Source organism: Streptomyces sp. NBRC 109706, assembly GCF_000974485.1.
Classification (GTDB): Bacteria; Actinomycetota; Actinomycetes; order Streptomycetales; family Streptomycetaceae; genus Streptomyces.
In genome coordinates, this window is the sequence record NZ_BBOM01000011.1 from 616,292 (window position 1) to 629,411 (window position 13,120).

Below are 13,120 nucleotides of genomic sequence, written 5' to 3' on the forward strand. Positions count from 1 at the left end.
GCCAGAATAGGAGCGTGACCCACACCCGTACCAGACTGGAACGTGGCCGGAACGCGCTGGGCCCCGCGCTGGAGCTCGTCCACACCGGCCGGGCTCCCACCCGAGCCGTCCTCACCACCGCGCTCGGCGTCACCCGCGCCACCGCGGGCGCCGTCGCCAGCGAACTGCAGACGCTGGGCCTGATCACGGTGGACTCCCGGCCCGGCGCACCCGCCGGCAGCCACGGCCGACCGTCCCACCGGCTGGCGATCGACCCCGGCGGCCCCGTCGCCCTCGCCGCCCAGGTGCACGCCGACGGATTCCGCGCCGCGCTGGTCGGCCTCGGCGGCCGCCTCCACGCCACCACCCCGGCCTGCACCACCGTCGCCGCCGACCCCGCCCAGATCCTCGGCCAGGTCGTCGCCGCCGGCGCCGAACTGCTGCGCGCCAGCGGACGCCACTGCGTCGGCGCCGGCCTCGCGGTCCCCTCCGCCGTCGCCGAACCGGAAGGCACCGCGCTCAACCCGCTCCACCTCGCCTGGCCCGCCGGCGCCCCGGTCCGCGACATCTTCAACGACTGCCTCGCCGACGCCGGCATCGACGCCCCCGGCTACTGCGGCAACGACGTCAACCTCGCCGCCCTCGCCGAACACCGGCACGGCGCGGGACGAGGCGCCGCCCAACTGCTCTGCGTCGCCACCGGACACCGGGGCGTCGGCGGCGCCCTCGTCCTGGACGGCCGGCTGCACTCCGGCAGCGCGGGGCTCGCCCTCGAAGTCGGCCATCTCACCGTCGACCCCGCCGGCCGCCCCTGCCACTGCGGCAGCCGAGGCTGTCTGGACGTGGAGACCGACCCCCTGGCCCTGCTCGACGCCGCCGGCCGCCAACCGGGCCCGGAGGGCTCCCTGTTGGACCAGGCCAGGGAGCTGCTGCGCACCGAGTACGCCACCGACCCCGCCGTCCGCGCCGCCACCCACAAGGTCATCGACCGCCTCGGCCTCGGCCTCGCCGGGCTGGTCAACATCCTCAACCCCGACCGGATCATCCTCGGCGGCCTGCACCGCTGGCTGCTGGACGCCGACCCCCGACGGCTCTGCGGCGCCGTGGAGGAACGCAGCCTGTGGGGCCGGAGCGGAACGGTGCCCCTCACCCCCTGCACCCTCGACTACAACAGCCTCGTCGGCGCGGCCGAACTCGCCTGGCAGCCCGTGCTCGACGATCCGCTGACCGCGCTCCCCGGCTGACCGTTCAGGGCCGGCCCCCTTCCCCCCTGGCCGCCTCCGGGCTCGCCGGGGCCGGCAGCAACTCCCAGACCGCGCGCCGCGGCCCCTGATCGCTCGACTCGTCCCACGGATCCGGGGTCGCCGGCACCCGCAGCCGGCAGACCCCGCCCGTGCCGAGACGCGCGAAACCGTCCCCCGGCGCCGAGACCGCCCCCCTCGGCGGCACCCCGCCCAACACCGCCGACGCCTGCTCCACCGGCACCGCCCCCAACACCACCCGCGCCCCGGTGCACCCCACCAGGGCGCCGGCCAGCGACTCCCACACCCCCACCTGCTCGGCCAGCACCACCGTCACCCCCGCCTCGCGGCCGTACCGCAGCGGCACATCCAGCAGGCCCAACGGATCACCCGCGCCGGCCGCCCACGCCAGATGCGCCAACAGCGCCGGCCGGTCCACCAGCACCCACAACGGACGCGACACCCGGCGGTCCGCCCCGGACAGCAGCAGCCGCCGCTCCGTCTCCCGCGCCACCCAGGACAGCCCCGCCACCGCGCCCTCCGGCGTGGTCTCCGTCCCCAACACCCCGCGCCGGCCGGCGAAGCAGGCGAACTCGCCCACCCCGCTGCCGTCGACCAGCACCGCCTCGCCGTCCCCCAACGCCTGCAGCGCCACCGACCGCAGCAACGAGGTCGCCCCGGCGCCCGGCGTGCCCACCGCCAGCAGATGCGGCGCGGTCGCCCGTGGCCCGGTGCGCCACACCAGCGGCGCGACCTCCACCCACCGTCCCCGCCCGTCGCGCGCCGGAACGCTCCGGTCCGCCGTCGCCGTGTCCGTCAGACCCAGCACCACCTCGCCAGGACCGGCCGGGAACCGCTGCGCCGCCACGCCCGTCGGCAACGGGGCCACCGGCACCTCGCCCGCGGCCGGCTCCTCGTGCGGGCACCCCTCCCCGACGCCCGGCGCCACGGGCCGCCACAGCACCGGGCCCGGGGCCCATCCCAGACCCACGGCCAGCGCCAGCAGCAGCGCGGTCAGCGCGACCCCCACCGCGGGGAACCACAGCGCCACCACCAGCACGCCCACGACCAGCCCGGCCAGCGGCAGCCGGCGCCGGCCGTGCGCCCCCCACCACCAGGCGGTGGCCGCCAGCCGGGTCAGCCCCCGCGACAGCACCCACGGCCCCCAGCACGCCACGGCCAGCGACCGCCGCAGCCCGTGCGGTGTTCCCACGGCGGCCGAGTGGTCCGAACGGCCCGCTTTCCACACCGAGTGGCCCGATTCCCACACCGCGCACCGACTACAGCGCGATGCCGCCGAGCAGATGGGCCAGCTTCGCGCCCCCGGCATGGATGCTCGGCGCCATCGACGTGCCCGCCAGATAGAAACCGAACAACCCGCACACCAGAGCGTGTGTCGGTTTGAGCCCGTCCTTGCGAAAGAACATGACCACCACGACACCGAGCAGGACGACTCCCGAGACGGACAAGACCATGAGCACTCCCCAGCGGCCGAGTGGCGTTCTGAGAAGCACTGTAAAGGCAGAAAAAGCTAAATATCGGCTGAAAAGGTCATATGGGCGAAAGTCGGGTCCACGCCGGCGAACTCACCGCCCGTCAGACCCCGCCACGGCGCCGTGGTACGGCGCCGGCCCAAGACCTCGATAGGCTGGCCTTTGTTCGAGGGCGAGGAGGAAGAAGGACGATGGCAGACAGTACCCAGCCGCTGTCGGCGCGGGCCAAGTTGGCGGTCACCGCGGGCAAGGCGGCGGCCGCGGTCTCCCGGGCCGCCGGCCGCGGCAGCGGATCGGTGATCGGCGGCCGCGTCGCTCTCAAGGTCGACCCCGAGCTCCTCTCCCGCCTCGCCGGCCATCTCGACGTGGTCCTGGTCTCCGCCACCAACGGCAAGACCACCACCACCCGACTGATCGCCGAGGCCCTGCGCGCCGGAGGCCCCGTCGTCTCCAACGCGCTGGGCGCCAACATGCCCGCCGGCATCACCTCCGCCCTCTCCGGCGGCGCCGACGCCCGCTACGGCGTGCTGGAGGTCGACGAGAAGTATCTGACGGGCGTCGCGCAGGACGTCGCGCCCAAGATCATCGCCCTGCTCAACCTCTCCCGCGACCAGCTCGACCGCGCCGCCGAGACCCGGATGCTCGCCGAACGCTGGCGCGAGGGCCTGCAGGACTCCAAGGCCACCGTCGTCGCCAACGCGGACGACCCCCTCGTCGTCTGGGCCGCCTCCTCCTCCGCCAACGTCATGTGGGTCGCCGCCGGCCAGGAGTGGAAGGACGACGCCTGGTCCTGCCCCGCATGCGGCGGCGTCATGCAACGCCCCGACGACACCAACTGGGGCTGCGGCGAATGCGGATTCGGCCGCCCCGCCCCCTCCTGGGTCCTCTCCCAGGGCCATGTGATCGACCCGCACGGCACCGCCTGGCCCATCCGCCTCCAGCTGCCGGGCCGCGCCAACCAGGCCAACGCCACCACGGCCGCCGCCGTCGCCGCCGCCTTCGGCATCCCGCCGCAGGTCGCCCTCCAGCGCATGGAGTCCGTCACCGCCGTCGCCGGCCGCTACGACGTCGTCAGCTACCAGGGCCGCGACATCCGGCTGCTGCTGGCGAAGAACCCCGCCGGCTGGTTGGAGACGTTCTCCCTGATCGACCCGCCGCCCACGCCCGTCATCCTCTCCGTCAACGCCAGGGGCGCCGACGGCACCGACACCTCCTGGCTGTGGGACGTCGACTACACCCGGCTCGCCGGGCACCCCATCGCCGTCATCGGCGACCGACGTCTGGACCTCGCCGTCCGCCTCGAAGTCGCCGGCGTCGACTTCCGGGTCTTCGAGACGCTGGACCAGGCCCTTCCCCAGCTGCCACCGGGGCGCATCGAGGCCATCGCCAACTACACCGCCTTCCAGGACCTGCGCCGCGTCGTCGGCAACTAGCCGCCGGGGACCGCCCCACCCTTGGGAAGACCGAGAGGAACACCGCGAGTATGAGCACCTCAGGCCTGCGCCTGGTCTGGGTCTACCCGGACCTGCTGAGCACCTACGGCGACCAGGGCAACGTCCTCGTCGTGGAGCGCCGTGCCCAGCAGCGCGGACTGCGCGTCGAACGCGTCGACGTCCGCTCCGACCAGCCCGTCCCCACCTCGGGCGACATCTATCTCATCGGCGGCGGCGAGGACCGGCCCCAGCGGCTCGCCGCCGAACGGCTGCTGCGCGACGGCGGCCTCAGCCGCGCCGTGCAGAACGGCGCGATCATCTTCTCCGTCTGCGCCGGCTACCAGATCATCGGCCACGAGTTCATCAACGACCTCGGCGAGCGCCAGCAGGGCCTCGGCCTGCTCGACGTCATCAGCGAACGCGGCCCGGGCGAGCGCTGCGTCGGCGACGTCCTCGGCGATGTCGACGAACAGCTGCACCTCCCGCAGCTCACCGGCTTCGAGAACCACCAGGGCATCACCCGCGTCGGACCGCACGCCCGACCGTTCGCCCGGGTCCGGCTCGGCAACGGCAACGGCACGGGCGACGGCACCGAGGGGGCCTGGGCCGGCACCGTCTTCGGCACCTACATGCACGGCCCCGTCCTGGCCCGCAACCCCGCCGTCGCCGACCTGCTGCTCAAGCTGACGCTCGACGTCAACGCGCTGCCCCCGGTCGACGACCGCTGGTACGAGGCGCTGCGCGCCGAACGCATCGCCGCCGCCACCGCCCCGGCCTGACCGACCCCGCGCCGCCGCGCCACGCGGCGGCGCGCACCGGGACAGGCCAGGGGCACCCCGGACGCGCGGGCCACGGAACGGTTTCCTAGGCTTGCTCCCGCGACGGGGCGGAGCACAGGGAGTCACGCGATGGGTCACGGCGACCACGGCGGCCATGCGGAGCTGCCACCCCTCACACCAGGACGCGCGCTGGAGTTCGGCGGCGACCCGATCTTCCTGATCGGCTGCCTCCTCGCGCTGGCCCTCTACGGCTGGGGCGTCATCCGGCTGACCCGACGCGGCGACTCCTGGGGCACCGGACGCACCGTCTCCTTCGCGCTCGGCGTGCTCAGCATCGCCGCCGTCACCTGCACCGCGCTCAACGACTACGGCATGGTCCTCTTCAGCGCCCATATGGTGCAGCACATGGTGATCAGCATGGTGTCGCCGATCCTGCTGCTGCTCGGCGCCCCCATCACCCTGCTGCTGCGCGCGCTGCCCACGGCCCCCCGGGGACACAAGGGGCCGCGCGAACTGCTGGTCGCCCTGCTGCACAGCCGCTATGTGCGGGTGGTGAGCAGCCCGCTGTTCACCATCCCGCTCTTCATCGCCAGCCTCTATGTCCTCTACTTCACGCCGCTCTTCGACTTCCTGATGGGCAGCCGGCTCGGACATCTGGCGATGATGGGCCACTTCCTCGCGGTCGGCCTGGTCTTCTTCTGGCCGATCATGGGCGTCGACCCGGGCCCCCGCCGCGCCGGCCATCTGATGCGGATGCTGGAACTCTTCGCCACCATGCCGTTCCACGCGTTCTTCGGCATCGCCCTGATGATGGCCTCCGAACCGCTGGTCGACTCCTATGCGACCATCCCCGGCTCGCTCGGCACCGACCCGGTCTCCGACCAGTCGGCCGCCGGCGGCATCGCCTGGGCGTTCAGCGAGATCCCCACCGTGGTGGTGCTGCTGGCCCTGGTCATGCAGTGGTACCTCGCCGAACAGCGGACCTCCCGCCGACTCGACCGGGCCGCCGACCGCGACGGCGACGCCGACCTCACCGCCTACAACGACTACCTCGCGCGGCTCGGCAGCCGAGGCTGAGCCCTGGCTGGCTGCCGAACTCGGCGGCGTCTGCGGTACCTTGGAGCGCGACGCGCGGCGGCCGGCATATCGCCGGCCCGGTGACGCGGCGTACGTGCCACGACGACAGACAGCGGTGGGGGATCAGTGAGCCAGCAGAGCCCGTGGATACAGCGGTTCCATCCGGCGCCGGAGGCGAAGAACCGGCTGGTCTGCCTGCCCCACGCGGGCGGCGCCGCGAGCTACTTCCACCCCGTCTCCGCCGCCCTGTCACCCGGCCTCGACGTGCTGGGCATCCAGTACCCCGGGCGGCAGGACCGCAGGACGGAGCCCGTCCTCACCTCCATCGAGCAGCTGGCGGACGGCGTCCACGAGGCGCTGGCGTCCTGGCTCGACCGGCCGCTGACCATCTTCGGCCACAGCATGGGCGCCATGGTCGGCTACGAGCTGGCCCGGCGCCTCACCAAGGCCGGCCAGCCGCCCGTCACGCTGATCGTCTCCGGACGCCGCGCCCCCGACCGCTACCGGGACGAGTCCATCCACACCAGGAGCGACGCCGGCGTCATCGCGGAGATCCAGCGGCTCGGCGGCACCGACGCCCAGCTGCTGAGCGACCCGGAACTGCGCGCCATGGTGCTGCCCGCCGTCCGTGGCGACTTCCAGGCCGTCGAGACCTACCGCCACACCGACGGGCCGCGCCTGGAGTGCCCCGTCTACGCGCTGCTCGGCGACAGCGACCCGATGGCCACCCGCGAGGAGACGGAGCGCTGGGCCGCGCACACCACCGGCGCGTTCGAGTTGAAGACCTTCACCGGCGGCCACTTCTACCTGGGCGACCACGCGCCGGCCGTGATCGCCACCATCCGCGACCACATCGCGCGCCTCACCGCCTGACACGGCCCGGGCGCCCACCGGCCGGCGGGGGCCTCAGTCCGCCGGCCGGTCCCTGGTGGCCCGCAGCGCGTACATCAACGGAACCCGCGGCCGGCCCTCGGGGAAGGCGAACTCCCCTGATGGCCGGCGCTCCAGCGACGAGTACCGCTGGAACAGGGTGTCGGGCCGCTCGCGGAGAAAGTCGATCCGCAGCCCCGCCGACGCCAACGCCGTGACCACCTCGCCCAGTTGGTGCCGCCACTGCACCGAGACCGTCTTCCCCAACGGCGGGCCGTCCGTATAGGTGTGCGGATAGTCCACGCGCTCCGGGCTCCCGTCGAAGTAGTCGAACTCGACCCGGCTCCCGTCCTCGCCCAACACGTCCGACACCGGATGGAACTCGGCCAGATACAGAAACCCGCCCATCGTCAGCGACGACGCCACCACCCGCGCCCAGCGGGTCAGATCCGGCAGCCACACCAGCGCGCCCACGCCGGTGTACACCACGTCGAACCGTTCGCCGTCCAGCGCCGTCGGCGCCTCGTACACGTCCGAGACCACAAACCGCGCCCGGTCCGCCAGGCCCAGCTCGTCGGCCAGGCCCCGCGCCACCCCGATCGCGGCGGACGAGAAGTCCACCCCCGTCACGAAGGCCCCGCGCCGGGCCCAGGCCAGGGTGTCCTGGCCCATATGGCACTGCAGATGCAGCAGCCGCAGCCCGGTCACATCCCCCACCTCGGCGACCTCAACCGGCCGCAGCGGATCGTCCCCCGCGCGGAAACCCGGCAGATCGTAGAAGTCGCTCCCCGCGTGCACCCGCACCCGGTCGTCCCAGTTCTCCCGGTTGATCCGCAGCCAGTGATCCGTGCCCCGCGCGCTGTCCTCGCCATCCGTCATGGCCGCGACGGTAGCCAACGCCGGCGCCGGCCGGCACGCCATTAACGGGCGTCGCGCAGCTCCCGCCGGAACCGCAGCCCCGGCCGGCCGGCCACCAACTCCTCGCCAGACTCGACAAAACCGACCCGGGCCAACACCGCCCGCGACGCCACGTTGTCCACCGTCGTCACGGCCCGCAGCGACCGCAACCCGTACACCGAGGCGGACAGTTCGAGCACCGCGCGCACCGCCGTCGTCGCCACCCCACGCCCGCCGACCGACCGAGCCACCCGATACCCCAACTCCGCCGAACCGTCGGCCACTTCGACCACATTGACCCGCCCCACCACCGCCCCGCCGTCGTCCACCACCACATGGAAGTGGTCCGTCCCCGCCTCCTGCATCGCCAGCAGCGCCCGGTGCCGCTCCTCGAACTCCGCGAAGTACGCGTCGCCCCGGTCGCTCACCGAGGCCGCGAAAAACGCCCGGTTCTCCCGCTCGAACTCCAACACCGCGGGACCGTGCTCCGGCAACAACCGCTCGACTGTGAACATCACCCCACCCAACCACAGCCCCGCCAGCCGCGACTCAGGGGGACAAAGCACCAGTTCCGGGGCCGTAGGGGGTGACGGGCCGCGACCCCGCCGCCCTACCGTCGTCCCGGGTCCCCACCACGCGGCCGAAGCACCGAGCGGGACCGGCGCCACGCGCCTCACCACTTCCTGGGAGCGAACACCGTGACAGCTTCGGACCACCCCGCGACCCGGCCCACCACCCCACCCGCGCCCGGCCTGCGCGGCCTCGTCGCCGAACTCCGGCGCAAACGCGAGGAGGCCACCGAGGGACCCAGTCAACGGGCGACCGCCGCCCAACGCGCCAAGGGCAAGCTGACCGTACGCGAACGCGTCGAACTGCTCCTGGACGCCGGCTCGTTCCACGAGATCGAGGCGCTGCGCCGACACCGCGCGACCGGCTTCGGCCTGGAGACCAAACGCCCCGCCACCGACGGCGTGGTCACCGGCTGGGGCACCGTGCACGGCCGCACCGTCTTCCTCTACGCCCACGACTTCCGGATCTTCGGCGGCGCCCTCGGCGAGGCCCACGCCGCCAAGATCCACAAGGTGATGGACATGGCCATCGCCGCCGGCGCCCCCCTGGTGTCCCTCAACGACGGTGCCGGCGCCCGCATCCAGGAGGGCGTCACCGCCCTCGCCGGCTACGGCGGCATCTTCCGCCGCAACACCCGGGCCTCCGGGGTGATCCCGCAGATCAGCGTGATCCTGGGCCCCTGCGCCGGCGGCGCGGCCTACAGCCCCGCGCTCACGGACTTCGTCTTCATGGTGCGCGACACCTCCCAGATGTTCATCACGGGACCCGATGTCGTGCACGCCGTCACCGGCGAGGAGGTCACCCAGAACGGCCTGGGCGGCGCCGACGTGCACGCCGAACTCTCCGGCGTCGCCCACTTCGTCCACGACGACGAACCGACCTGCCTGCGGGAGGTGCGCGCGCTGCTCGCCCTCCTGCCGCAGAACAACCGCGAACAGCCCCCGCGCCTGCGTCCCGTCGACCCGCCCGGCCGCCGCCTGGACGCGCTGCTCGACCTGGTCCCGACCGACGGCCGCCGCCCCTACGACATGCGCCGGGTGATCGAGGAGATCGTCGACGACGCCGATGTCACCGAGGTCCACGAACGCTGGGCACCCAACGTCATCGTGGCCCTGGCCCGGCTGGCCGGCCGCACCGTCGGCGTCGTCGCCAACCAACCCCAGTACCTCGCCGGGGTGCTCAACATCGAGGCATCCGAGAAGGCCGCCCGCTTCGTCCGGTTCTGCGACGCGTTCAACATCCCGCTGATCACCCTCCTCGACGTCCCCGGCTTCCTCCCCGGCGTCGACCAGGAACACGACGGCATCATCCGGCGCGGCGCGAAACTGCTCTACGCCTACTGCGACGCCACCGTTCCCCGGATCTCCGTCGTCCTGCGCAAGGCATACGGCGGCGCCTACATCGTCATGGACGCCCAGTCCATCGGCGCCGACCTCGCCTACGCCTGGCCCACCAACGAGATCGCCGTGATGGGCGCCGAGGGAGCGGCCAACGTCATCTTCCGACGCGAGATCGCCGCCGCCCCGGACCCCGAGGCCACCCGGCTCCGCGTCGTCGACGAGTACCGGGCCGAGCTGATGCACCCCTACTACGCGGCGGAACGCGGACTGGTGGACGATGTCATCGACCCGACGCGCACCCGCGAGATCCTGATCGGCTCGCTGGAGATGCTGGACGGCAAGCACGCCGACCTCCCCGCCCGCAAGCACGGAAACCCACCCCAGTAGCCCGTCCCGGCAACCCCGGCGACGGCCCCGCCCGGCGACACCGGCCAGGGCCTCGACGCGCCGGACCGCTACACCGCGTCGAAGCTGTGCAGCCCCAACCCCAGCGGAAGCTCCTCACGCTGCTTCACCTTCAACTTCCGGAAGACCCGCGTGAGATGCTGCTCCACTGTGCTCGGCGTGATGAACAGCTGCGTCGCGATCTCCCGGTTGGTGTGCCCCCGAGCCGCCAACGTCGCCACCCGCTGCTCCGCGAACGTCAACAGCCCCGACGCCACCGGCGTCGGCTCCGGCGGCGCCGTCCTGGTCTGCGCGGACAACAACGCCGGCACCCCGCACTCCTTGGCCACCCGATAGGCCAGCTGGGTCTGGATCCGGGCCCGCCTGGCCTCACCCAACGCGCCGTGCATGGTGCCCAGCGCCAACAGGGTCCGCGCCAACTCGACCCGATCCCCACAGGCCCGAAGCAGCTCCACCGCGTGGGACAACAGCGGACCCCGCTTCTCCAGATCCACCAGCGCCGCCATCGACCGCAGCGTCATCGCCCGGGCCCGCGGATACTCGTCACCCGCCAACTCCAGCTGCTCGGCCAGCAACTCCCCGGCCCGCCCTGGCCGCCCCAGCGCGACCAGCGCCTCGGCGGCGCCACCCCGCCAGGGCACCAGCGACGGGCTGTCCAACCCCCAGACCCGCGCCAGTTCACCGGCCTCCAGAAAGAGATCAAGCGCCGCCTGGGGCGACTGCCGCGCCAGCTGGTACTGACCCACGGCGTACCGGTACGTCAGCCCGTGACGGCTCTGCAGCATCGCCGGCGACAGCGGCCGTTCCACCAGCTGACCGGCCTGCTCCAACTTGCCGAGCAGCACCTGCGCCTGCAGCAGAGGGACCAGCGGCTGGCCGATCGCGACCCCCCAACTCCGCTCGGGCAACGCCGCCATGGCGGCCGCCGCGCTCTCCTCCGCCTTCACCACGGCCCCCGAGCGGAGCCGCACCTCGGCCAGCACACTCGTCAACTGGGCATGCCAGGTGGGCGCCTCATGCCGCGAGGTGCCCGCCAACAGACGCTCGCACCACTGCCTGGCCTCCCCGGTCCGGTCCGCGTACACCAAGGTCAACAGCGCCGCGTGGACGGAGGTATACGTCAACTCGTCCCCCGGCGAACCCCGCAGCACCTGCCGCGCGTCCGCCAGCGGATGGGGACCCGTCCGGTTGCCCAGCACCTCGGCCAACCCCACCTGGGCCCGCACCCGGTGGTCGATGTCGTACAGCACCGTCTCCCGACCCGGCCGCTCCCGGGACGAGGCAGCGGCGGTCGGGCCCGGCCGGAACAGGGAGAGCAGCATGGGGAAGGAGTGGGCGAGCCACGCCCGAAGGGCCGTCGCCACCGGGAGTTCCCGCCCGTCCTCGGCGAACAGCGAGTCCCGCAGCCGATCCAGCGCGGCCGCCGCGTCGCCGATCCGGCCCTGCCACAGCAGATGCCAGACCAGCGTCACCGCCTGCTCGGCCTCGACCTCGCCCCGGTGCAACGCCTCCACCAGACCGTTGACATGCCGCCCGGCGACCGCCGGATCCCGCCGCCACGCCACGTCCAACAGCATCGCCTTGGTCACCGGCCGACGCTCGTCCGAGCCGGCCAGGGTCGCCAGCTCCAGACAGGCGACGGCGAAGCCGACGTCGTGGTGGACCGCGGCCTGCCGCGCGGCCTCGTGGAGCACGCCGATGGCCCACGGCCCCCGCACCTTGCCGCCCACGATCAGATGTCTGGCCAGCGTCATCGCCGACCCGCCGTTCTCGTGCAGCAGTTCCGCGGTGCGGCCGTGCAACTCCGCGCGCTCCTCCGGCGACATCTCCTCCAGCACCGCCAGACGCGCGGGACCGCTGCGGAAGCCACCGTCGACGACCAGCCCCATGGTGGTGAGCCCGGCCGTCGCCTTCTCCGCCTGGATCGGCTCCACACCGCACAACCGCGCCACCAGCACCGGCGAACCGACATGGCCGAGCACCGCCATGGCGCGGGCCACCTTCTGGATGGGAACGGGCGCGCGCAGCAGGCAGTTGGAGACCGCACGGGCGAAGAACTCGCCGACCGCCTGGCTCTCCGGTACGCCGGCGCGCGGGGCGTGCGCCAGGGGCCGCAGATCGCTGAGCATGGCGTGCATCAGCCGGGGATTGCCCCCGGTGACCTCGTGGCACGCGCCGGCGAACTGCTCGGCGTCGAGCTGCGGGAAGGCGTCGACGACGGCGTCGACCACCTGCCGCACACCGGCGACCGACAGCGTCCGCAGGCGCAGCGAACGGCAGTTGCCCTGGTGCAGCAGCTCGTCGTAGAAGGAACGCAGATCCCCCGAGGGGACGCCCGGTTGGGCGAGGACGAAGACGACCGGCGAGCGCAGCCGCCGGATCGCGTAGAGCAGGCAGTGGGCGGAGCTGGGGTCCATATGGTGGGCGTCGTCGACGAAGACCACCACCGGACGTTCCCGGGCGAGGTCCTGGAACACCGGGACCAACTCGATCTGGGCGCGGAACGCGGCCTGCCGGGCTGCGTCCGGGTCCGGCGACGACAGCAGCAGGGACAGAACATCCTCCCTGAGCCGCTGGACGGTGGGGGACACCCGGACCCCCGGGGCATCCGGACCGTCGAGTAGCTGGTCGAGGAGCTGCCGGACCACGCCCAGTGATAAGTGCTCCTCCGATCGGGCGCAGGTGGCCCGTAACAGAAAGGCGTTCCTCGTCTTGGACGCCCATTCGGCGAAAGCATCCAACAGGCGGGTCTTCCCCGTTCCAACCGGGCCGTCCACGAGGACGGACACCGCCTCTCCCTCTTTCACGCCGCGCTCGAAGGAGTCGGTGAGTAACGAGAGTTCTCTCAGGCGCTCGACCAGTGGTGTCTGTTCGGGGTAATGGCTAGTCGCCAACGTGCTGGTCCCCCTTAAATGAGTTCTAGGGAAACGAGAAAACCGTCCGAGTTCTCCTGTGCCGCAGTGGTCGATCCGGTGCGTGCCCGCGAGCCGGCATCTGCTCTCGGTAACCACCTGGTGACGACAGACTAGCAAGGCT

General features: G+C 72.8%; 11 protein-coding genes. 6 read left to right on the forward strand and 5 right to left on the reverse strand.

Annotation, left to right across the window (positions count from 1 at the left end):
- The first annotated feature begins 14 nt into the window (after nt 1–14).
- On the forward strand, nt 15–1,223 hold the full coding sequence (locus AOM46_RS27245; RefSeq protein WP_078857221.1) for an ROK family protein: 1,209 nt from the start codon (nt 15–17) through the stop codon (nt 1,221–1,223).
- 4 nt (nt 1,224–1,227) lie between these two features.
- On the opposite strand, the gene AOM46_RS27250 is transcribed toward AOM46_RS27245, so the two are convergent.
- Together AOM46_RS27250 and AOM46_RS27255 are read right to left on the reverse strand one after the other, a co-directional pair.
- Nucleotides 1,228–2,433: a hypothetical protein gene (locus tag AOM46_RS27250; protein ID WP_062216172.1), complete on the reverse strand. Its 1,206-nt coding sequence runs from the start codon at nt 2,431–2,433 to the stop codon at nt 1,228–1,230.
- A gap of 67 nt (nt 2,434–2,500) precedes the next feature.
- The gene (locus tag AOM46_RS27255; protein ID WP_062216174.1) at nt 2,501–2,695 is read right to left on the reverse strand and encodes a hypothetical protein; all 195 of its coding nucleotides are present in this window, start codon (nt 2,693–2,695) and stop codon (nt 2,501–2,503) included.
- 209 nt (nt 2,696–2,904) lie between these two features.
- Here AOM46_RS27255 and AOM46_RS27260 point away from each other — a divergent pair, with 209 nt between their 5' ends.
- The 4 genes from AOM46_RS27260 to AOM46_RS27275 all read left to right on the forward strand — a co-directional run bounded on the left by AOM46_RS27260 (nt 2,905) and on the right by AOM46_RS27275 (nt 6,875).
- A complete protein-coding gene (locus tag AOM46_RS27260) occupies nt 2,905–4,146 on the forward strand; it encodes a MurT ligase domain-containing protein (RefSeq protein WP_062216176.1) in 1,242 nt (413 codons plus the stop codon).
- Nucleotides 4,147–4,196: 50 nt separating this feature from the next.
- The gene (locus AOM46_RS27265) at nt 4,197–4,925 is read left to right on the forward strand and encodes a type 1 glutamine amidotransferase (protein WP_062216178.1); all 729 of its coding nucleotides are present in this window, start codon (nt 4,197–4,199) and stop codon (nt 4,923–4,925) included.
- A 129-nt stretch (nt 4,926–5,054) separates the two neighbouring features.
- Entirely contained in the window at nt 5,055–6,002 is a 948-nt protein-coding gene (locus AOM46_RS27270; protein WP_062216180.1) for a cytochrome c oxidase assembly protein, read from the forward strand.
- A 126-nt stretch (nt 6,003–6,128) separates the two neighbouring features.
- On the forward strand, nt 6,129–6,875 hold the full coding sequence (locus tag AOM46_RS27275) for a thioesterase II family protein (protein ID WP_062216182.1): 747 nt from the start codon (nt 6,129–6,131) through the stop codon (nt 6,873–6,875).
- A 33-nt stretch (nt 6,876–6,908) separates the two neighbouring features.
- Here AOM46_RS27275 and AOM46_RS27280 read toward each other — a convergent pair whose 3' ends face one another.
- Complete coding sequence (locus AOM46_RS27280; RefSeq protein ID WP_062216317.1) at nt 6,909–7,751, reverse strand: bifunctional 2-polyprenyl-6-hydroxyphenol methylase/3-demethylubiquinol 3-O-methyltransferase UbiG; 843 nt, start codon at nt 7,749–7,751, stop codon at nt 6,909–6,911.
- Nucleotides 7,752–7,792: 41 nt separating this feature from the next.
- A complete protein-coding gene (locus AOM46_RS27285) occupies nt 7,793–8,284 on the reverse strand; it encodes a GNAT family N-acetyltransferase (RefSeq protein WP_062216184.1) in 492 nt (163 codons plus the stop codon).
- A 183-nt stretch (nt 8,285–8,467) separates the two neighbouring features.
- Here AOM46_RS27285 and AOM46_RS27290 point away from each other — a divergent pair, with 183 nt between their 5' ends.
- The gene (locus tag AOM46_RS27290) at nt 8,468–10,066 is read left to right on the forward strand and encodes an acyl-CoA carboxylase subunit beta (protein ID WP_062216186.1); all 1,599 of its coding nucleotides are present in this window, start codon (nt 8,468–8,470) and stop codon (nt 10,064–10,066) included.
- A 68-nt stretch (nt 10,067–10,134) separates the two neighbouring features.
- On the opposite strand, the gene AOM46_RS27295 is transcribed toward AOM46_RS27290, so the two are convergent.
- Nucleotides 10,135–13,095 carry a LuxR family transcriptional regulator gene (locus AOM46_RS27295; RefSeq protein WP_267887828.1) on the reverse strand — a complete coding sequence of 987 codons (2,961 nt, stop codon included), beginning with the start codon at nt 13,093–13,095 and terminating at the stop codon, nt 10,135–10,137.
- Nucleotides 13,096–13,120 lie beyond the last annotated feature (25 nt).

Coding starts and splice junctions, on each gene's coding strand:
- AOM46_RS27255 (WP_062216174.1), bottom strand. CDS start 2,695: ATGGTCTTGTCCGTCTCGGGAGTCGTCCTGCTCGGTGTCGTGGTGGTC.
- AOM46_RS27260 (WP_062216176.1), top strand. CDS start 2,905: ATGGCAGACAGTACCCAGCCGCTGTCGGCGCGGGCCAAGTTGGCGGTC.
- AOM46_RS27265 (WP_062216178.1), top strand. CDS start 4,197: ATGAGCACCTCAGGCCTGCGCCTGGTCTGGGTCTACCCGGACCTGCTG.
- AOM46_RS27270 (WP_062216180.1), top strand. CDS start 5,055: ATGGGTCACGGCGACCACGGCGGCCATGCGGAGCTGCCACCCCTCACA.
- AOM46_RS27280 (WP_062216317.1), bottom strand. CDS start 7,751: ATGACGGATGGCGAGGACAGCGCGCGGGGCACGGATCACTGGCTGCGG.
- AOM46_RS27285 (WP_062216184.1), bottom strand. CDS start 8,284: ATGTTCACAGTCGAGCGGTTGTTGCCGGAGCACGGTCCCGCGGTGTTG.